We start from the raw sequence: 18,186 nt of genomic DNA on the forward strand, positions 1-18,186 counted from the left end.
CGACGACACACCCGTGGGGGCGGGGACGGAACGAGCATGCGGAGTCCGACGCCGCTCGCAGCGAGCACCACCACACCAGCGGACCTCGGCGACAGCGGTAGTGGCAGTCTCGTCGACAGCCGCCTCCGCGAGGCGGTCGCCAGACGGTTGCGCGACGACCACGAGATCACGGCCGGCCGGGCGGACCGCGCCTCGCTCCGCCGCGCGGTCGCCCGGGCGCTCGCCGCCGAGGGCATCGTCGCCGCTCCGGACGTGTGGGCCCGGGCCGTCCGCGACCTCGTCGACGACCTGGGTGGACTCGGTCCGGTCGAGCAGTTGCTGCGCGATCCCGCCGTCACCGACGTCATGGTCAACGGTCCCGACGAGGTCCACGTCGAGCGCGACGGCGAACTCCGTCGCGTCGACGTGAGGTTCGACGACGACGCCCACCTCGAACGGCTCTTGCGCCGGGTGCTCGGACCGCTCGGGGTGCGCCTCGACCGCTCCCACCCGTTCGCCGACGCGGTGCTGCCCGGTGGGGTGCGGATCCATGCGCTGTTGCCTCCGCTGTCCGAACAGCCCGTGGTCACGCTGCGACGGGTCCCGGCGGTGATCCCCTCGTGGGACGAGCTGGTGGCATGGGGGACCGTCACACCGGGGATGCGGGAGCGCCTGATCGCGGCCGTCACCGACCGGCGCAACCTGGTGGTGTGCGGTCGCGCCGGCGTCGGAAAGACGACGTTGCTCGCACGGTTGCTCGCGGAGGTGGGCGACGACCGTCTCGTGGTCATCGAGGACGCCCCGGAGTTGCGTCGACCGGCGGCGCACGTCGTCCACCTGCGGGTCCGCCCGCCCAGCGCGGACGGCGCCGGCGGCATCGACGTCGCCACGCTGGTGCGCAACGCCCTACGGATGCGGCCCGACCGTCTGGTCGTCGGCGAGGTGCGTGGTGGCGAGGTCGCCGACCTGTTGCAGGCGATGAACACCGGCCACGACGGCTCCATGACCACGGTCCACGCCAACGGCGCCGAGGAGGCCATCGTCCGACTCGAGGGCATGGCCCTGCTGGCCGGCATCCCCCTGGCTGCGGCACGCGCCCAGGTCGGCGCCGCACTCGACCTCGTCGTCGCGCTCGGGCGCGGTCGCGACGGCCGCCGCCAGGTGACGTCGCTGGTCGAGGTGGGAGCCGGGCGCGACGGTGCGGTGATCCGCGAGGTGACCGCGTGACCGCCGCTCCGTCCCTCCGGCGGCTGTGGCCACGTCAGCGCCAGGCGTCCTCGGCTTCCGCCGCTGCGCTGGACGTGTTGCGTCTGCGTGCGGCCGCCGGCCTGCCCCCCCGTACGACGCACCACCTGTCCCCACGCGCGCGGCGCGGTCTCGCGGTCGCCGAGGCCGTCGGTGCGCCCCTGCTGCCCGCCCTCGACGCGGCCGCAGCGGCCGAAGAGGACGCCCGGGCCGCCCGCCGCGCCGTTGCCGTGGCCTCGGCGCAGACCAAGGCGGTTGCGGCGGGCCTGCTCGTCGCCCCGTTCGTTCTGGTCCCGCTTCTCGGCGGCGTGTTCGGCGCCGATCTCGCCGGCTTCTACGCCACGCGTCCGGGCCGGTTCGTCGGCGCGATCGGACTGGCGTTGCTCGGGCTGGGCGGTGCCGCGGTCGTCGCGCTGCTCCGCCGCATCGGCGCACCGCCGCGCCCGCCCGCCGGTCCCGCGGTCCACCGCGCGCGCTCGGCGTGCTTCGGTCTCCTGGCGGCGGCCGTGACGCACCCGCTCGTCGGGGTCGTCGTGGCCGTCGTCGTGTTGGTCCGAGGCGGCAGCGGTGGCACGACCGCGCCGCCCGGCGTCGACGAGGCGGCCGACCTCACGGCCACCGCCCTGATGGGTGGCGTGGGGCCGGGTGAAGCCCTGCGCATGTGCGCGGACCAGCTGCCGGCGCATGCCGTCGAACTCCGCAGCCTGGCGCTCGAACTCGAGCTCGGTCTCGCGGCCCGACCGGGCGGTCCGCTCGCGCGGCTCGACGCCGTGCTCCGCGCCGCCGCCGACGTCGGCGCACCCGCTGCGCCGGCCCTCCGCCGGCTCGCCGGCGAACTGCGCGCCGACGAGCGTGCCCGGGTACTGGCCGCCGCCGAGCGGTTGCCGGCCCAACTGACCTTCCCCACCGCCCTGGCCCTGCTGCCGGCGACCCTGCTCCTGGTCGGTGCGCCGATCGTGCAGGTCGGCCTGAGGCAGGCGCTGCCCTGACGCACAACACAGGAGGATCCCATGCCAAACCCCGCTCCGACCGCCACCAACCCACCACCGCCCGGTGCTCCGCACGACCGCAGCGGCCGTTCGCATGCCGACCCCCGTCGGCCCGGGCCGGTGCCGGTCCGCGCCCGCGGTCGGCGCTCCGACGAGGACGGGTCGCTGATCACCGAGTACGGGCTGCTCGCCGTGGTCGCCGCGGCCATCGCCAGCGTCGTGATCAGCTACGCGTCCGAGGGTGCGATCGCCAACCTCTTCAACGCACTGATCTCGGCGGCGCGCGGACACGTGAGCGCATGAGTCCACCGGTGTCCCGGCTCGCCCGTCCCATTGGGGGCGGGCGGGCCGTCCGTGGGCGTCCGGGCCGCGGTCAGGACGGCTCGCTCAGCCTGGAGTCGGTGTTCGTGCTCCCCTTTCTCGCGCTCCTCACGCTCGGGCTGCTGGGCACCGTCACGGTGCTGCGCGACGTCCTGGTGCTGCACGAGGCGGCCCGTGTCGGCGCCCGCGCGGCCGCCACGACCAGCGACAACGCCTCGGTCGAGACCGCCGTGCGTGCGGCGGCCACCGAGCTCGACCAGCTCCGACTCGTCATCACCCCGTTCCGACGGGTGTCCGGCGACATCGTCACCGTGACGGCGCGCGCCAGCCGCCAGCTCGGCCCGACCACCTGGCAACTGCGGGCCCGGGCGCACGCCCGTGTCGAACCGGTCGTCGACGACGCGGGCAGCCGGCACGCCTGGTGGCAGCCTGACCCGCGACGCCGGCCCGGCCCCGTCGCCTCGTGGACCGGTGCGCCCGACCGCGGCGCCGGTGCGGACGACATCGTCGCGGAGACGGGGCCGCCGTGACCGATCCGCACGACGAGGCGGGCCTCGCGACGCTGACGTTCCCCCTGCTGCTGTGGGTCGCGGTCGTCGCCGCCGTCGTCCTGGTCGACATCGGCGCGTATCTGGTCGCGGCGGCACGGGCGCAGCAACTCGCCGACGGGGCGGCGCTGGCCGCCGTGTCCGTGGACGCCGAACCGGCGTCGGGCGGCCCGCACGGCGAGGCAGAACGGGTCGTGGCCCTCGGCGGCGGGCGTCTGGAACGATGTGCCTGCCGCTCCGGGAGCGAGCAGGCCGAGGTGACCGTCAGTATGCGGGTGCCGGGTCTGGTGGTGCCGCGCCTCGGTGCCGCCCGGGTGGCGGCAGAGGCGGCGGCCGTCCTCGCCCAGCCGGAGCCGCTCGGAGCCGCGCAACCTCGCCGCCCCCTGCGTCGTTAGCTCGTCGCGGGCCCACCTCGGGCCCGGCCCGTGCACGAAGGGCGGCGGTGGAACGGCAACGGCAACACGCGGAGCGCCCTCCGACGGCGGCGGCCGGGGGCGGGTTCCGCTATGCCCCCGACGTCAGCGCGGGCGGTCGTGTGCGTTTCGGGTTGGACACGATGCGTCGTCGACGCGGCGGCCGCATGGTGCTCTCCGCCCTGAGTGGTGCGCTCTTCCTCGGCGGCTTGGGCCTGTTCAGCTATCCGCTGCTCACCGACGTCTACACCGAGCGGGTGGTCCAGGACCAGCTCGCCCAGGAGTTCGAGCGGCTCGAGGTGGCGGCCGCTGACACCTGGCAGCCGACGATGGCCGCCGGCTCGCCACTGACCCGGATCGTGATCCCGACGCTCGACGTCGACACCATCGTCGTTGCCGGCACCACGCCGGCCGCCCTTCGTGCCGGGGCGGGCCATTACCCCGACACGCCACTTCCCGGTACCGTCGGCAACGTCGGCATCGCCGGACACCGCACCACCTACGGGCGTCCCTTCCATCGCCTCGACGAACTGCAGGTGGGCGACGAGGTCTGGCTGCTCACCCCTGTGGGCGACCACCGCTACGTCGTCACGGACCCGCCCGACGACGGGAACTGCGTCCCCACCTCCGCCGGTGCCGCCTGCATCACCCACCCCCGCGACTGGAGCGTCGTCGCGCCCACCGACGACGCCATGCTCACCCTCACGACCTGTCACCCGAAGGGATCGGCCGCGCAGCGGCTGATCATCCGCGCGGCCCTCGCCGACTCCCACCCGCCCGGTACCCGCGCCCCGCAGGATTCCGACCGCTCCGCGGACGTGTGACCTCCCGACCATCGAGCCCGTTCGTGCCCTTCCGCCTGCTGCGCCCCGCGCTGGCCGCCGCCGCCCTGCTCGTCGCCATGCCGACAGCGGCGTCCGCCGCCGGTGCCGCACTCCGTGCCCCGGCGGACGGCGTCGTGACCGGCGCCACCGCGCTGACCGTGCACGTGCGCACGGAGCCGACCGAGATCGTCGACCGCATCGAGGTGTCGCTCCGCCGCAGCAGCGGCGAACTCGACGGTTTCCAGCGGCACCTGCTCTGCGACGACCGCGACGTCTGCTCCCGCACCGAAGCCGACTACACGCTCGACTTCGACCCGCGGACCGGCGCGCCCTTCGTGGCCGGGTCGCGCACGCTGCCCAACGGCGCGTACGTGCTCCGTGTCCACGTCGAGCGCCCCGTGGACCCGGCGGCGGCCACGCTCGACCTGCCGCTGACCCTGTCCGCACCGCCCAGCGCCCCGGCCGACCTGACGGCCGAGGTCGACGGTGACGAGGTCACGCTGAGCTGGCGGCGTGCACCGGAACCCGACGTCAGCGGCCACCTCGTCGAACTGCTGGCCGACGACGGCTGGCAGCTCATCGCGGAACTGCCGCCCGAGGCGACCTCCGTCACCGACCGTCCGGGGCGGGGGCATCGTGCCTACCGGGTCGTGACCCTGCGGCCAGACGGACGTGGCGCCACCTACGAGACTGCCTCGCCCGAGCTCTCGGTCGCGGTCGGTGCCACGTCGGACGGTCCGGACGTCGAGGCAGACGAAGCCGCCCGTGCCGACGACGACACCGACGGCGTCGACCACGGCGCCGGCAGCGTCGCGGGTAGCGGCGGCGCCCCGGCCGGTGACCGGCCGGTGGCGCGGGCGCCGCGGATCGGCGGTGAGGCGCCGATCCCGGCCCTGTCCGGCACGGCGCGCAGCGAGGCCGGGACGCCCGCCCCCGATGCGGACGACCTCGGGCCCGAGGACGCAGGCGTCCCGACCACGACCGCCGACGGTGACGTCGTGTTCGCCGCCCCCGACGGCTCGCCGCTGGCGGCCGGGAGCCAGGGCGCTCCGTCCGGTTCGACGCCACGGCTGCTCGGCGGCGCGCTGCTGATCGCGCTGGCGCTGGCCGCCTGGCGTTGGAACCGCCAGCCCGCACGTCGCTGAGCCGACCCTCGCTGCGTCCGCGCCGCGGACGCGCGCCGCGGGGTGCTGCGAGCAGGCGGCCGTGCTGCCAGCCAGAGGCCCACCCGCCCCTGGCGTCACCGCCGCGGTCTGGCGTCACCGCCGCGGTCTGGCATCAACTCGGGGCGCGCGCAAGCAGCAGGTCGAGCACGCGCACGGCACCGTCCTTGTCCAGGGGGTCGTTGCCGTTGCCGCACTTCGGCGACTGCACGCAGGACGGACAGCCGCGTTTGCAGCGGCACGTGACGATCGTCTCGCGGGTCCGCCGCAGGTGTTCGGCGAGACGCCGGTAGGAGCGCTCCGCCAGCCCCGCGCCACCGGGATAGCCGTCGTAGACGAACACGCTGGGACGTCCCGTATCGGGATGCAGCGCCGTGGACAGGCCGCCGAGGTCCCACCGGTCGCACAGCGCCAGCAACGGCAGCATGCCGATGGCGGCGTGCTCGGCGGCATGCAGCGATCCCGGCGTGTCGCGCAGCGCCACACCCGCCGATTCGAGCACGGGCATGGGGATCGCGTACCAGACCGCGACCGTCCGGAGCTCGACCGGCGGCAGGTCGAGGTCGACGCGGTCGAGCACCTCGTCCGACCCGAGGCGCAGGACGTCGTAGCCGGTCACCTGCGTGGTCACCTCGACCCGCGCCAGCCCGATCTCGACCTCGTCCCACCAACCGCCCTCGACGGCTTCCAGCATCCGCACGTCGGTGTCGCTGCGTGGGCGGGTGGTGTGTGCGAGCCGTGGCGCCTCGACGGCCAGCGCCACCGCCCGGTCGAGGTCGAGTTCGCGGACCTCGAACTGGCGTCCCTGGTGCAGGTAGACCGCACCCTCGTGGACCTGGCGGTGTGCCCGGGCCTCGTCGACGTCACCGATCAGCGCGCCGGTGTCGACGTCGACGATGCGGACGTTGCGTCCACCGGCCGAGCGCAAGTCGACCTCGGCGCTGGCGCGTCGTCGGGAGGTCCAGAAGTGCTGACCGCCCCGGACACGGAGCCGGCCGGCCGCGACGTCCGCGGCCAGGAGGGCCGGCGCGTCGTCACCGAACCAGTCGCTGGCCTCGTCGTCGTCGAGCGGGAACTCCTGGCAGGCGCAGCGCAGGTGGGGACCCAGCAGGTAGGGGTTGGTCGGGTCGAGGATCGCGTCCTCGGGCGCGCGAGTCAGCAACTCGTCGGGATGGGTGACCAGGTAGTGGTCCAGCGGGTCCTCCTGCGCCACGAGCACGCCGGCGGCCGCCCCACCGGCCCGCCCCGCCCGGCCCAGCCGCTGCCAGAACGACGCCGTCGTCCCGGGCCAGCCGGCCAGCACGACCGCGTCGAGACCGGCGACGTCGATGCCCAGCTCCAGGGCCTCGGTGGCGGCCACCCCACGGAGCGCACCGGACCGCAGGTCGGCCTCCAGCGCGCGACGTTCCTCGGCGAGGTAGCCGGCCCGGTAGGCGGCGACCCGTTTCGCCAGCGGCTCGCCACCGGTGTCCGTGGCGTCGCCCAGCCGCTGCCTCGCCTGCAGTGCGACGACCTCGGCGCCCTTGCGGCTGCGGGTGAACACCAGCGTCTGCACGTCCGCAGCAACGAACGACGCCAGCAGGTCACCGGTCTCACCCAGCAGGGACCGGCGGCCCTCGCGGTCCTCGGACACGAACGGCGGCTGCCAGAGCCCGACGTCCATCGGTCCGCGAGGGGAGCCGTCCCGGAGGATCTCGGCGACGTCGACCCCGACCAGTGCGGAGGCGTGCTCGGCCGGGTTGCCGACCGTCGCGCTGGCGAGCAGGAAGGTGGGGTCGGCGCCATAGCGTTCGGCGACGCGGCGCAGACGGCGCAGCACCAGTGCGACGTGCCCGCCGAACACCCCGCGGGCGACGTGGGCCTCGTCGACCACGACGTAGGCGAGGCGGTGGATCAGGTCGCGCCACCAGCGGTGGTTGGGCAGCATCGCGTGGTGCAGCAGGTCCGGGTTGGTCAGCAACCAGTTGGCGGTGCGGCGCACCGCCTCGCGTTCCGGCGGCGGCGTGTCGCCGTCGACGACCGCGGCCCGCACCTGCGGGAGCCGGAATCCACGGAGCGCCCGCAGTTGGTCGTGCGCGAGCGCCTTGGTCGGCGCCAGGTACAGCGCGACCGCACGGTCGTCGGTCAGCAGCCGTTCGAGCACGGGAAGCTGGTAGCACAGGCTCTTGCCCGAGGCCGTGCCGGTCGCGACGACGAGGTGTTCCCCGGCCCGGGCGCGGCGCCAGGCCTCCTCCTGGTGCACGTAGAGCTGGGCGACCCCGGCGTGCTCGAGGCGGGAACGCAATGCGGCGGGGAGTTCCTCGGGGACCGGGACGGTGACCGCCGCGCGGGCCGGCAGGTGCGCGAGGTGGACGAGTCCTTCGTCGTTGCGCGCGCCACCCTCGGCGGCGCGCTCGCGCGCGGCCCCGGACGCCGAGGTCCGGCCGAGGAGTTCGAGGACGTCGCGTGGGTCCGTCGGTGCGCTTCCTGGTCGGGGCCGACGGCCGGACGGTACCGCTAGCGTCTGCCACCCCCTGGAGCGACGGCCGCTCCGGGACGGAGCAGGAGCAGCACGCGTGCAGCTGATGCAGGTCGACACGCGCGAGGACCGTGGTTGGACGATCGTGGAGGTGGCCGGTCAACTCGACGTCGCGACCGCACCGGAGTTCCGCCAGGTGCTCGTCGAGGCCCAGTACGCCGGCGCGGTGCGCGTCCTGGTCGACGTCGCGGGCGTCGAGTTCGTCGACTCCATGGGGCTCGGGGTGCTGATCGGTGCGCACAAACGCGCCATGAGCCACGAGGGGGCGGCACTGGTTCTCGCGCGCCCCACCGAGCGGATGCGGCACCTGCTCGCGCTGACGGGTCTGGACCGGGTCCTGCGGCTGGTCGACGATCCCGGCGAGGTGCTCGACCCCTCGGGCTAGCATCGCCGGCACACCTGGCCGTGGTCCTTCCGGGCGCCGGCGACCCGCCGAGGCACCCCGCACGCACGTACCGACGAGAGGGGCATCGTGGACCTCGACGAACGCACGCTTGCGAGCGTCGCGGCCTACGACGCGCACGCGGCGGCCTATCAGCAGTCGTTGCGGCTGAAGCGGCCGGTCGCCGACGTGCGCCGCTTCGCCGACCGCGCGCGACGCGACGACCTCGTGCTCGACGCCGGCTGCGGGCCGGCGAACGACCTGCGGCTGCTGCGCGACACCGGGGTGCACCCGGTCGGCGTCGACCTCGCGATGGGGGCGCTGCGCGAGGCGCGGATGCTGCTGCCGCGCCATCCGCTGGTGTGCGCCCCGCTGCACGCGCTTCCCTTCCGCGACCGCGCGTTCGCCGGCCTGTGGCTGTCGGGCGCCCTGACCCATCTGCCGCGCGCGGCGTGGCGGCCGGTGTTCGCCGACCTGCTGCGCCTGGTCGACCACGGACCGGTCTACCTGGCCTGCTACCGCGGGAGCGCGGACCTCGAGCCGCTCGAGGACCCGGTCCTCGGCGAGGTCTACGTCTCCGCGGCCGTCGAGGCCGAGATCGAGGCGCTGTTCGGTTCGCACGGGCTCCAGGAGGTCACCATCGAGGTGCGTCCCGACCCGGTGCACGACCGCCGGCGGCCCTGGGTCGTCGCCCTCGGCACGCTGACCCGCTGACCCCTGACCCGCCGCTCGGCCCCGCGCCGTCGACCCGCCGGGCAGGGCACGCGGCCGGAGCGGCCGGTCACCGCTCGTCGCGGAGGCTGCGCAGCAGTGGCCCCGCCGCGACGTGGAGCGGCCGGATCGCCAGGTCCGCGCCGGCCCGCAGCAGGGCACGTTCGGTGTCCTCGTCGTCTGCCGCCACGGCGATGCGGCCGGTGAAGCCGTGGCGGCGGAAGGCCTGGATGAGCGTCAGGTTGGCGTCGCGTCCGCGGAGCGTGGACACGATCCACTTGGTGCGCTGCAGCGGCAGCTGCTCGGGCAGGTCGGGATCCTCGGCGTCGCCGTAGACGACCGGGATCGACCACTCGTCGCGGATGCTGCGCGGGTCGAAGTCGACGCCGACGACCTCGTCGCCGCGCTCCTCGAGCTCGAGGCACACCGTGCGACCGAAGCGACCGAGCCCGACCACCACGTACTCGGGCTCGAGGGTGGCCTCGTCCAGGTCGATGCTCGCCGTGGGCCGCGCCCGTTCGAACACGCGCAGCAACGGCTCGATGCGGGCGTAGATGCGGTCCGAGCCGTAGATCAGGTAGGTCGACGCCGTGATCGTGATCAGGCCGACCGCGGTGACCAACCCGACGACGTCGTTGCCGACGTGCCCCTGCGCTGCGCCGAGCGCCACCAGGATCAGGGAGAACTCGCTGATCTGCGCCACGGTCAGCCCGGCCTTGAACGCGACCTTCTTGCGGTAGCCGAGCAACCCCATGATGACCAGCACGATGATCGGGTTGCCCACGAGGACGAACACGCTGAACAGCACGGCGGCGGGCAGTTGCTCGGCCGCGGAGGTGAGCTCGAAGCTGGTCCCGAGCTGGATGAAGAAGAACACCAGGAGGAAGTCGCGCAGGGTCGACAGCCGCCCGCTGAGGGCCTCGCGGTACGGCGTCGACGCCAGCGACATGCCGGCGAGGAACGCCCCGACCTCGGTGCTGAAGCCGAGCAGGTGGGTCATCGCCGCCAGCGCGATCGCCCACGTCACGGCGGCGAGGACCAACAGTTCGGTCTGGCGTGCGAGCAGATGGGTGACGCGCGGGATCGCCCAGCGGGCCAGGACCCCGACCGCCAGCAGGAGCGCCACACCGCGCAGGGCGATACCGAAGAACTCCGCGGCGAGGCCGCCGTCACCCGCGGCGCCGCTGGCCGTGATCGCGATCATCGCGAGCACCACGACGATGTCCTGCACGATCAGGAACCCGAGCGCGATGCGGCCGTGCAGTTCGTCGAGCTCGCGCTTGTCCGTGAGCAGCTTGACGATGATGATGGTGCTGGAGAAGGTCAGCGCCACGGCGATGTAGGTCGCCTGCACCGTGGTGAAGCCCAGCGCGAGTGCGATGACGAATCCCACCGCGGAGGTGAACACGACCTGTCCCAGGCCCGTCGCCAGCGCGACCGGCCCGAGGCGTTGCACCAGGCGGACGTCGAGCTTGAGCCCCACCACGAACAGCAGCAGGGCGATGCCGATCTCGGCCAGGAGCTCGATCTCCTCGGAGGATTCGACCAGCCCGATTGCCTCGGGGCCGACGGCGATGCCGGCGGCGATGAGCCCGACGAGCAGCGGTTGACGCAGCAGCGTGGCGAGCCCACCAGCCACTACGCAGACGACCAGGACCGCGGCCACCTGCTCGAACACGCCCACCTCGGTCACGGCTGCTGCTCGCAGGCCGCGTCCAGCGCATCGGCGTCGACGCGGACGGAGTCCAGCACCTCGTCGGCGAGCTCGTCGTTCACGTCGCGGGCCAGCTGGGACAACTCGACGAGCACCAGCGCGTCGCCGCGCTGGCCGTAGAGACCGGCGGTGCGCACGGTGTCGGCGTCGTCCGGCCGGCCCGCACCCAGGGTCAGTTGCAACCGTCGCGCCTCGTCCAGGCCCGGGACCCGGTGCGACGCGCGGTCCTCGGTGGCGTCGGTCACGACCAGCGGACCCCGTGGTTCGCGCACGGCGCCGGTCACCAGTTCGTCCACCGTGCCCTCGCAGCCGACGATCACCTGCAGCAGGTGGCCGGGCCGACCCGGGGACCAGCCGCGGGCCGCCACGACGCCTGGCGCGTCCGGTGGATCCGTGACCGACCATCCCTCGGGAACGGTGACGGAGACGCCCTCGACCGTCTCGGTCCCGCCGGAGGCCGACGACGAATCCGTGCAGCCAGCCAGCAGCAGCGCCAGCACGACCACGGGCAGAGGACGGGGAATCACACCGGGCTCCGGATACGGGGGAGGGGACGGTACGCGCCCCGGGCCCGGAAGGCGGGACCACGGGTGAGCGGTGACCGCTCGGGGGGTCGCACGGCTCGGCCCCCCTACGGGGGGCCCGGCTTCCCGGGTGCCGCGACGCGACTGTGGGAGAGTTGACAGCCGCGTGGGGGTGACGCCACCTTCCGCCGAACCCACGCCGAACGCAGCTTCCCCAGCGAAAGTCGAGCCACTCGTGGCAGAGAACCTCGTCATCGTGGAGTCGCCCGCGAAGGCGAAGACCATCGAGCGGTACCTCGGGGACCGCTTCAAGGTCCTCGCCTCGTACGGCCACGTCCGCGACCTGCCCCGTTCGGACTTCGCCGTCGAGGTGGAGGACGGCGGTGGCTGCCACCTGCGCTACGAGGTGCCGGAGAAGTCGAAGAAGCACGTCTCGGCCCTGAAGGCGGCGGCCAAGCAGGCGAGCACCGTCTGGCTGGCACCGGACCTCGACCGCGAGGGCGAGGCGATCGCGTGGCACATCGCGGAGATCCTCGACCTCGACCCCGCGCAGACCAACCGGGTCACCTTCGACGAGATCACGGAGTCGGCGATCCGGGCCGCGTTCGAGGCGCCACGACGCCTCAACACCGCGCTGGTCGACGCCCAGCAGGCGCGCCGCGCGGTCGACCGCATCGTGGGCTACCGGCTGTCGCCCGTGCTGTGGCGCACCGTCGCCTCCGGGATCTCCGCCGGCCGGGTGCAGTCGGTCGCGCTGCGGATGATCGTCGACCGCGAGGACGAGATCCGGGCCTTCGTCCCGGAGGAGTACTGGAGCTTTCCCGGTTCGTTCGCCCGCGAGGCCGGTGGTGATCCCGAGATCCAGTCGAGTCTGTACGCGGTCGGCGACCTCAAGCTGTCCACGCCCAAGGAGCTCGAGGGCAAGTCCGACGCGCGGCTGGCGAAGCTGCTGGTCGTGCGGTCCGAACCCGAGGCGACGCGCCTCGCGGAGCGGGCCCGCGCGCTCGACTACACCGTCGCCGAGGTGCGGCGTACCGAGGCCCGCCGCAACCCCAAGCCGCCCTTCAAGACCTCCACACTGCAGGGCGAGGCGTCCAAGTACGGCTTCTCGGCCCGGCAGACCATGGCGGTGGCGCAGCAGCTGTACGAGGGCATCAACCTCGGCGGCGAACAGGTGGGGCTCATCACCTACATGCGTACCGACTCGCTCAACCTGTCGGCCCAGTCGCTTGGCGAGATCGGCGGCCTGGTCCGCGAGCGCTTCGGCGAGCGCTACGCGCTGAAGGAACCCCGGCGCTTCGCCGGGACGGCCAAGGGCGCCCAGGAGGCGCACGAGGCGATCCGTCCGACCTCGGTCAACCGCACGCCCGAGAAGGTCCGCCGTCACCTCTCCGACGAGCAGGCGCGGCTGTACGAGTTGATCTGGAAGCGCACGATGGCCACGCAGATGGCCCCGGCCGTCTTCGATCGCGTCTCCGCCGACGTCGTGGGCAGCGACCCGCAGGGCGAGATCACGTTCCGTGTCACCGGCCAGGTCGAGAAGTTCGACGGCTTCCTGCGGGTGTACCGGGCCGTGCGCGACGAGGACGAGGACGACGACGAGGTCACCGACCGCCTGCCCGAGCTCGAGCAGGGCCAACGGCTGCACCTCGCCGAGCTGCTCCCCGAGCAGCACGAGACCTCCCCCCCGCCCCGCTACTCCGAACGCACCCTGGTCGAGGCGCTCGAGGAGGAGGGGATCGGCCGGCCGTCGACGTACGCGTCCATCATCTCGACGCTCGAGCAGCGTCAGTACGTGCTCAAGGAGCAGCGCCGGTTCTTCCCGACCGCCCTCGGTGAGGTCGTGGTCAGTTTCCTCAAGGCCCACTTCGGCGAGGTCGTCGACGTCGGCTTCACCGCACGCATGGAGGAGACCCTCGACGAGATCGCGGCCGGCGGACAGGCCTGGTGCCGCACCGTCACCGGCTTCCTCGACGAGGTCGACGACTGGGTCCGCGAGCGCAAGCCGGAACGTCCGCGCCTGCCCCTGCACCAGCCTGCCGACTGTCCGCTGTGCGGTTCGCCGATGGAGCGGGTGTTCTCCGGCAAGTCGAAGCAGTGGTTCGCCTCGTGCAGCCGCTGGCCCGACTGCGAGGGCACGCTGCCGCTGCTCGAGGACGGTTCGGTCGGCGAGCCCGAACCCGAGCCCGAACCCGACGAGGACGTGCGCTGCCAGGAGTGTGGCAAGCCGATGCTGCTGCGCGAGGGCCGCTTCGGGAAGTTCTTCGGCTGTGTCGACTATCCCAAGTGCAAGGGCATCAGGAACCTGCAGCAGCGGCTGATGTACCGCGACACCGACGGACAGGCGAAGCCGTTCCGCTCGCCGACCGACCCCGAGCACAGCTTCATGGAGCTGCGGACCTCCCGCTACGGCAAGCCGTTCGTGGGTTCGACCGGTTACCCGACCGACGAGTTCGCGGTCTGGTCCGTCCCGATCTCGACCCCCTGCCCGCAGTGCGGCGCCCCGCTGCGGCCGCCACCGAAGAACCGCAAGGTGCCGGTCGCCGTCTGCACCCACCCGCAGGTCAACCACGTCTACGACGTCGACGACTTCGAGTTGCCGACGGTGGCGACGTGGACGGTCGTGCAGGGCGTCGACAAGTACGACCCCGAGCTCGGTGGCGCCCCCATCGAGGCCGACGAGCTGCCCGAGCCGATCCACCTCAGCTACCGCGGTGAGCAGCCGCCTCCGGCGAAGAAGAAGAGCACCCGCAAGAAGACGGCCAAGAAGACGGCGAAGAAGACCGCCGCCAACAAGACGGCGGCGAAGAAGACCGCGAAGAAGACCGCGAAGAAGACCGCCAGACGCAAGCCCTGAGCGGGGACCACGGTGGCGACCGCCGCCTCCCCGCAGGGATAGTGTGGCGGGGTCATGGGTCAGGCCGACAACGGGGCATCGACGCCCGAACAGGGATCACCCGGCGGCGTGTCGCCTCGGGTGTACGCCGCGCTGTTCCGCAATCGGGACTTCCGCAACCTCGGCCTGTCGACGTTCGCGTCGGCACTCGGCGACTGGATCGGCTTCCTCGCCATCCTGGCGCTGACCGAGAGCATCCTGGGTACCACCCGTGCGGCGGCGTTCGCCGTCTCGGCCGTCATGGCCGCGCGGGTGCTGCCGAGCATGCTGCTCGGGCCCGTCGCGGGGGTGTTCGTCGACCGGTGGGACCGCAAGCGACTCATGATCGCCTGCGACGTCGGTCGCGGCATCGTCATGGCGCTGATCCCGTTCAGCAACGAGATCCTGACGCTGCTGCTGGCCACGCTGGTCATCGAGGTGATGTCGTCGCTGTTCGGGCCGGCCAAGGACTCGGTGTTCCCGACCCTGGTCCGCCGCTCGGAACTGGTCGTCGCCAACCAACTCAACCTGATGGTGACCTACGGCACGCTGCCCCTGGCCGGCGTGCTGTTCGCCAGCCTGCTGGGGCTCGCCGGACCGCTGTCGGGCGTCGTGCCCTTCCTCGCCGAGCGTCCCGTGGCGCTGCCGATCTGGTTCAACGCGATCTCGTTCCTCGCGTCGGCGCCGCTGATCGCCCGCCTGCACGCGCCCGCGCCGGCCCGACGGGTCAGTGGCACCGCCGCCCCCAGCGCCTGGCAGGAACTGCGCGAGGGGTTCGCGTTCATCGGCCGGCACCCGATCATCCGCGCCCTGATCGTCGGCATCATGGTGGCCTCCTCCGCGGCCGGCGCCGTCATCTCGACCGGCCAGTTCTTCGCCCGCGTGCTCGGAGCGGGCAACTCGGGGTTCGGCATCCTCGTCGCGGTGGTCGGCATCGGCCTGGTCCTGGGCCTCACCGCCAGCGCGGCGCTGACCACGCGCCTCGCACCCGAGCGCCTCTTCGCCCCAGGGATCGGCCTGGCGGGCACGTCCCTCGTCGTCGCCGCGTTCATGCCCAGCCTGTTCGCCGCCGCCGTGCCGGCGATGACCATGGGCGTCGGCGCGGGTGTCGCCTTCATCGTCGGCTACACGATCCTGCAGTCCCGCGCCGACGACCACATCCGCGGCCGCACGTTCGGGGCCATGAACTCGGGGGTGCGAGCCGCGATCTTCGGGTCGACCACCGGGGCGCCGTTCCTGGTGGGTGTGATCGGCCGCGAGCGGGTGGTCGACGGCTACGTCATCGGTGGCGTGAGGATCACGCTCATCGCGGCCGGCGCGCTCGCCGTCGCCGGCGCCGTGCTGACCGGACGCGCCCTCCACCGCGCGTTCGCCGAGCATCCCGAACTCGACCGACCGCTCGCCGAGGCCTCGCCGACGCCGGCGGACCCGGGGCTGTTCGTGGTCTTCGAGGGCGGCGACGGGGCGGGCAAGTCGACCCAGATCCAACTGCTCCGCGACGCCGTCGAACGCGAGGGGCACCGGGCGTTGGTGACCCGTGAGCCGGGCGGCACGGCGATCGCCGAGCACATCCGCGAGATCCTGCTGTCGCGTGAATCCGACGAGATGGTGGACCGCACCGAGGCACTGTTGTACGCCGCCGCGCGGGCCCAGCACGTCGACGAGGTGATCCGTCCCGCCCTCGACCGCGGCACCGTGGTGCTCTGCGACCGGTTCGTCGACTCCTCGATCGTCTACCAGGGTGCGGGGCGCGGGCTCGGCGAGGAACCGGTCGAGCGGCTCAACGCCTGGGCCACCGACGGCCTCCAGGCGGACCTGGTCGTGCTGCTGGACCTCGACGCGGACGAAGGTCTGCGGCGCGTCGAGGGTGAACCCGACCGGCTGGAGGCCGCCGGGCTGACGTTCCACCGCACCGTCGCGGCGTCCTACCGACGACGGGCCGAACGCGATCCGTCGCGCTACCTGGTGCTGGACGCACGACTACCGGTCGCGACGATCCACGAGCGGATCCGCGAGGCCGTGTTCGCCAGACTCGGCGACGACGCGACCACCAGCCTCGGCGCCGTGGCCGAGACCCTGACCCACGACCTCGGTGAGCGCAAGCCATGACGACCTGGGACCACGTACTCGGTCAACCCGCCGCCGTCGCGTCGGTACGGGCCGCCCTCACCGCCGACGAGGTCGCCCACGCCTGGCTGCTGGTCGGGCCCCGTGGCGTCGGGCAGCGCGAACTGACCCGTGCGCTCGCCGCCGCGCTCAACTGCCCCGAGGCGTCCGCACCCGACGAGGCCTGTGGCCGCTGTTCGACCTGTGAGCGCATCGAGCGTGGCAGCCATCCGGTCCAGACCGACCTCGAACCCGAGGGCAGCTCTCACCTGGTCGAGGGTGTGCGCGAGGAATGGATCCCCCTGGCCACGCGAACGCTCACCGAGGGCCGACGGCGGGTGCTGCGCGTGGTCGCGGCCGACCGCATGAACGAGGCGGCGCAGAACGCCTTCCTCAAGATCCTGGAGGAACCCCCGCCGTCGGTGGTGTGGGTGCTCGACGTCGAGGACGAGGGCGCGTTGCTCGACACGGTCGCCTCCCGCTGCCGGCGGCTCGACCTGGTGCCCTGGCGGCCGGACGCGATGCACGTGCTGGCCGAGCGCCTGGGCGTGCCCCCGGAGCAGCGGGCGGCGCTGGGCCGGGCCGCACTGGGGTCACCCGAGCGCCTGACCGACCTGGCGGATCCCCAGATCGGTCAGGCGCGCTGGAACCACCTCGCCCTGCTCGACCGCCTCGCCACCGGTGGGCCGGGTCAGGTCGTCCCCGCCGCCAAGGAGATCGTGAGCTGGGCACGCTCGCGCATCGCGCCGCTCAAGGAACGCAACCAGGCCGAGTTCGCGCGGCTCGAGGAGGCCTTCGGGGTCGAGGGCAACCGCGGCTGGCCCCCGGGCGTGCGGCAACGCCTGACCCGCCGCTTCGAACGACTCGAGCGCCAGGAACAGCGCCGGGCGCTGGAGCTGTTCCTCGACGACCTGGCCAGTTACCTGCGTGACCTGCTCGCGGCGCAGGCGGGGGCAGGCTCCGAGGTCCTGGTCAACCTCGACCACGAGACCGCCATCCGTCGCGACGCCGTCCGCATCGCGGCCCCCGACGCCGTGCGGGCACTGCAGGCCGTCGCCCGCTGCCGGGAAGCGCTCGAGCGCAACGGCAACCCCGAACTGCAGATCGAACGGCTGCTGTTGCAACTCGCCCTGCCGTTGTTCGCGGCCGCCGCGCGGGAACGGGCCAGCTGACGTCGGCCCGCTACACCTCGTGGACGCCGGGCTCGCCGCCGGCGAGGCGCGCGAGGTCGTCCCCGGCCTGACGCAACCGGTCGTCGTTGCGGGCCGCACCCGCCAGCACGCGTTCGACCGGCTTGAACAGCCGCGACCGGACGTCCATGCGCATGGCGAATCGGACGGCGGTCCCGGACGCCTCCTTTTCGAGTTCGAGCCGCCCCGTGCCGCGCACCGGCCCGCCCACCGTGACCACGTCGAGTCGTTCGCCCGGTCGCGACGAGGTGACCGCCATGTCCACCCGCAGCGGGCGGACCGGGGTCCCGAAGGTGAACCGCGCCGCCTCGGGGGCCGAGGCCGAGCCGGCCAGCACCTCGACGTCGTCGATGGCCGGCCACCACCTGGGCCAGGTGGTCAGGTCGACGACCACGGCCCACACGTCGGCCGGCGCCGCCGTCGTGCGCCAGGTGCCGTTGAGGTCGATCGCTGCCATGCAGATCCTTCGTGCCGCGCACGCGAACGTATCGGTGCCGGGTGCTGCGGCCGCCGTTGGCAGGCCCGGCGACCGGTCCGATATCCTCCCGCCGCCTTCCGCACGACCCTCGTCACACGCCGGGATAGCTCAGTCGGCAGAGCGATTCACTCGTAATGAATAGGTCCGGGGTTCGATTCCCCGTCCCGGCTCCCCACGGCCCGCGTCCTCCCCGGACGCGGGCCGCC

The 18,186-nt window shown here is 73.3% G+C and carries 16 protein-coding genes and 1 tRNA gene; 13 read left to right on the forward strand and 4 right to left on the reverse strand.

Annotated features, from left to right (window positions below; genetic code table 11):
• The first annotated feature begins 36 nt into the window (after window positions 1–36).
• The 7 genes from ACERMF_RS02175 to ACERMF_RS02205 all read left to right on the forward strand — a co-directional run bounded on the left by ACERMF_RS02175 (window position 37) and on the right by ACERMF_RS02205 (window position 5,464).
• Window positions 37–1,206: a CpaF family protein gene (locus ACERMF_RS02175; RefSeq protein ID WP_373667369.1), complete on the forward strand. Its 1,170-nt coding sequence runs from the start codon at window positions 37–39 to the stop codon at window positions 1,204–1,206.
• On the forward strand, window positions 1,203–2,213 hold the full coding sequence (locus ACERMF_RS02180; RefSeq protein ID WP_373667370.1) for a type II secretion system F family protein: 1,011 nt from the start codon (window positions 1,203–1,205) through the stop codon (window positions 2,211–2,213). Before ACERMF_RS02175 ends, ACERMF_RS02180 begins: the two co-directional genes overlap by 4 nt.
• 21 nt (window positions 2,214–2,234) lie before the next feature.
• The gene (locus ACERMF_RS02185; RefSeq protein WP_373667371.1) at window positions 2,235–2,516 is read left to right on the forward strand and encodes a hypothetical protein; all 282 of its coding nucleotides are present in this window, start codon (window positions 2,235–2,237) and stop codon (window positions 2,514–2,516) included.
• On the forward strand, window positions 2,513–3,064 hold the full coding sequence (locus tag ACERMF_RS02190; protein ID WP_373667372.1) for a hypothetical protein: 552 nt from the start codon (window positions 2,513–2,515) through the stop codon (window positions 3,062–3,064). The genes ACERMF_RS02185 and ACERMF_RS02190 overlap by 4 nt, the downstream gene beginning before the upstream one ends.
• A complete protein-coding gene (locus ACERMF_RS02195; protein ID WP_373667373.1) occupies window positions 3,061–3,477 on the forward strand; it encodes a pilus assembly protein TadG-related protein in 417 nt (138 codons plus the stop codon). Before ACERMF_RS02190 ends, ACERMF_RS02195 begins: the two co-directional genes overlap by 4 nt.
• Before the next feature lie 161 nt (window positions 3,478–3,638).
• A complete protein-coding gene (locus ACERMF_RS02200) occupies window positions 3,639–4,319 on the forward strand; it encodes a class E sortase (RefSeq protein ID WP_373667374.1) in 681 nt (226 codons plus the stop codon).
• A gap of 23 nt (window positions 4,320–4,342) precedes the next feature.
• Entirely contained in the window at window positions 4,343–5,464 is a 1,122-nt protein-coding gene (locus tag ACERMF_RS02205; RefSeq protein WP_373667375.1) for a hypothetical protein, read from the forward strand.
• Window positions 5,465–5,597: 133 nt separating this feature from the next.
• On the opposite strand, the gene ACERMF_RS02210 is transcribed toward ACERMF_RS02205, so the two are convergent.
• Window positions 5,598–8,060, reverse strand: coding sequence for a DEAD/DEAH box helicase (locus ACERMF_RS02210; protein WP_373667376.1), 2,463 nt, complete (start codon window positions 8,058–8,060; stop codon window positions 5,598–5,600).
• On the opposite strand from ACERMF_RS02210, the gene ACERMF_RS02215 reads away from it, so the two are divergent.
• Together ACERMF_RS02215 and ACERMF_RS02220 are read left to right on the forward strand one after the other, a co-directional pair.
• The gene (locus ACERMF_RS02215; protein WP_373667453.1) at window positions 8,047–8,385 is read left to right on the forward strand and encodes an STAS domain-containing protein; all 339 of its coding nucleotides are present in this window, start codon (window positions 8,047–8,049) and stop codon (window positions 8,383–8,385) included. The genes ACERMF_RS02210 and ACERMF_RS02215 overlap by 14 nt on opposite strands.
• 87 nt (window positions 8,386–8,472) lie before the next feature.
• Window positions 8,473–9,096, forward strand: a complete 624-nt coding sequence (locus ACERMF_RS02220) for a class I SAM-dependent methyltransferase (RefSeq protein ID WP_373667377.1) — start codon at window positions 8,473–8,475, stop codon at window positions 9,094–9,096.
• A 67-nt stretch (window positions 9,097–9,163) separates the two neighbouring features.
• Here the strand turns inward: ACERMF_RS02220 and ACERMF_RS02225 are convergent, their stop codons facing one another.
• Both ACERMF_RS02225 and ACERMF_RS02230 read right to left on the reverse strand, forming a co-directional pair.
• The gene (locus tag ACERMF_RS02225; protein ID WP_373667378.1) at window positions 9,164–10,786 is read right to left on the reverse strand and encodes a cation:proton antiporter; all 1,623 of its coding nucleotides are present in this window, start codon (window positions 10,784–10,786) and stop codon (window positions 9,164–9,166) included.
• The gene (locus ACERMF_RS02230) at window positions 10,783–11,334 is read right to left on the reverse strand and encodes a hypothetical protein (protein WP_373667379.1); all 552 of its coding nucleotides are present in this window, start codon (window positions 11,332–11,334) and stop codon (window positions 10,783–10,785) included. The genes ACERMF_RS02225 and ACERMF_RS02230 overlap by 4 nt, the downstream gene beginning before the upstream one ends.
• 232 nt (window positions 11,335–11,566) lie before the next feature.
• Here ACERMF_RS02230 and topA point away from each other — a divergent pair, with 232 nt between their 5' ends.
• From topA to ACERMF_RS02245, 3 genes are read left to right on the forward strand one after another with little or no spacing between them, the layout of a single operon-like run.
• Complete coding sequence (gene topA / locus ACERMF_RS02235) at window positions 11,567–14,188, forward strand: type I DNA topoisomerase (RefSeq protein WP_373667380.1); 2,622 nt, start codon at window positions 11,567–11,569, stop codon at window positions 14,186–14,188.
• A gap of 54 nt (window positions 14,189–14,242) precedes the next feature.
• Window positions 14,243–16,315: a dTMP kinase gene (gene tmk, locus ACERMF_RS02240; protein WP_373667381.1), complete on the forward strand. Its 2,073-nt coding sequence runs from the start codon at window positions 14,243–14,245 to the stop codon at window positions 16,313–16,315.
• Window positions 16,312–17,484 carry an ATP-binding protein gene (locus ACERMF_RS02245; protein WP_373667382.1) on the forward strand — a complete coding sequence of 391 codons (1,173 nt, stop codon included), beginning with the start codon at window positions 16,312–16,314 and terminating at the stop codon, window positions 17,482–17,484. Before tmk ends, ACERMF_RS02245 begins: the two co-directional genes overlap by 4 nt.
• Before the next feature lie 10 nt (window positions 17,485–17,494).
• Here the strand turns inward: ACERMF_RS02245 and ACERMF_RS02250 are convergent, their stop codons facing one another.
• Window positions 17,495–17,959: an SRPBCC family protein gene (locus ACERMF_RS02250; protein WP_373667383.1), complete on the reverse strand. Its 465-nt coding sequence runs from the start codon at window positions 17,957–17,959 to the stop codon at window positions 17,495–17,497.
• A gap of 118 nt (window positions 17,960–18,077) precedes the next feature.
• Between ACERMF_RS02250 and ACERMF_RS02255 the strand changes: the two genes are divergently transcribed.
• A tRNA-Thr gene (locus ACERMF_RS02255) sits at window positions 18,078–18,150 on the forward strand.
• Window positions 18,151–18,186: the final 36 nt, after the last annotated feature.

Origin of the sequence: Egicoccus sp. AB-alg6-2 (assembly GCF_041821025.1) — a bacterium.
In the GTDB taxonomy this organism is placed as follows: Bacteria; Actinomycetota; Nitriliruptoria; order Nitriliruptorales; family Nitriliruptoraceae; genus Egicoccus.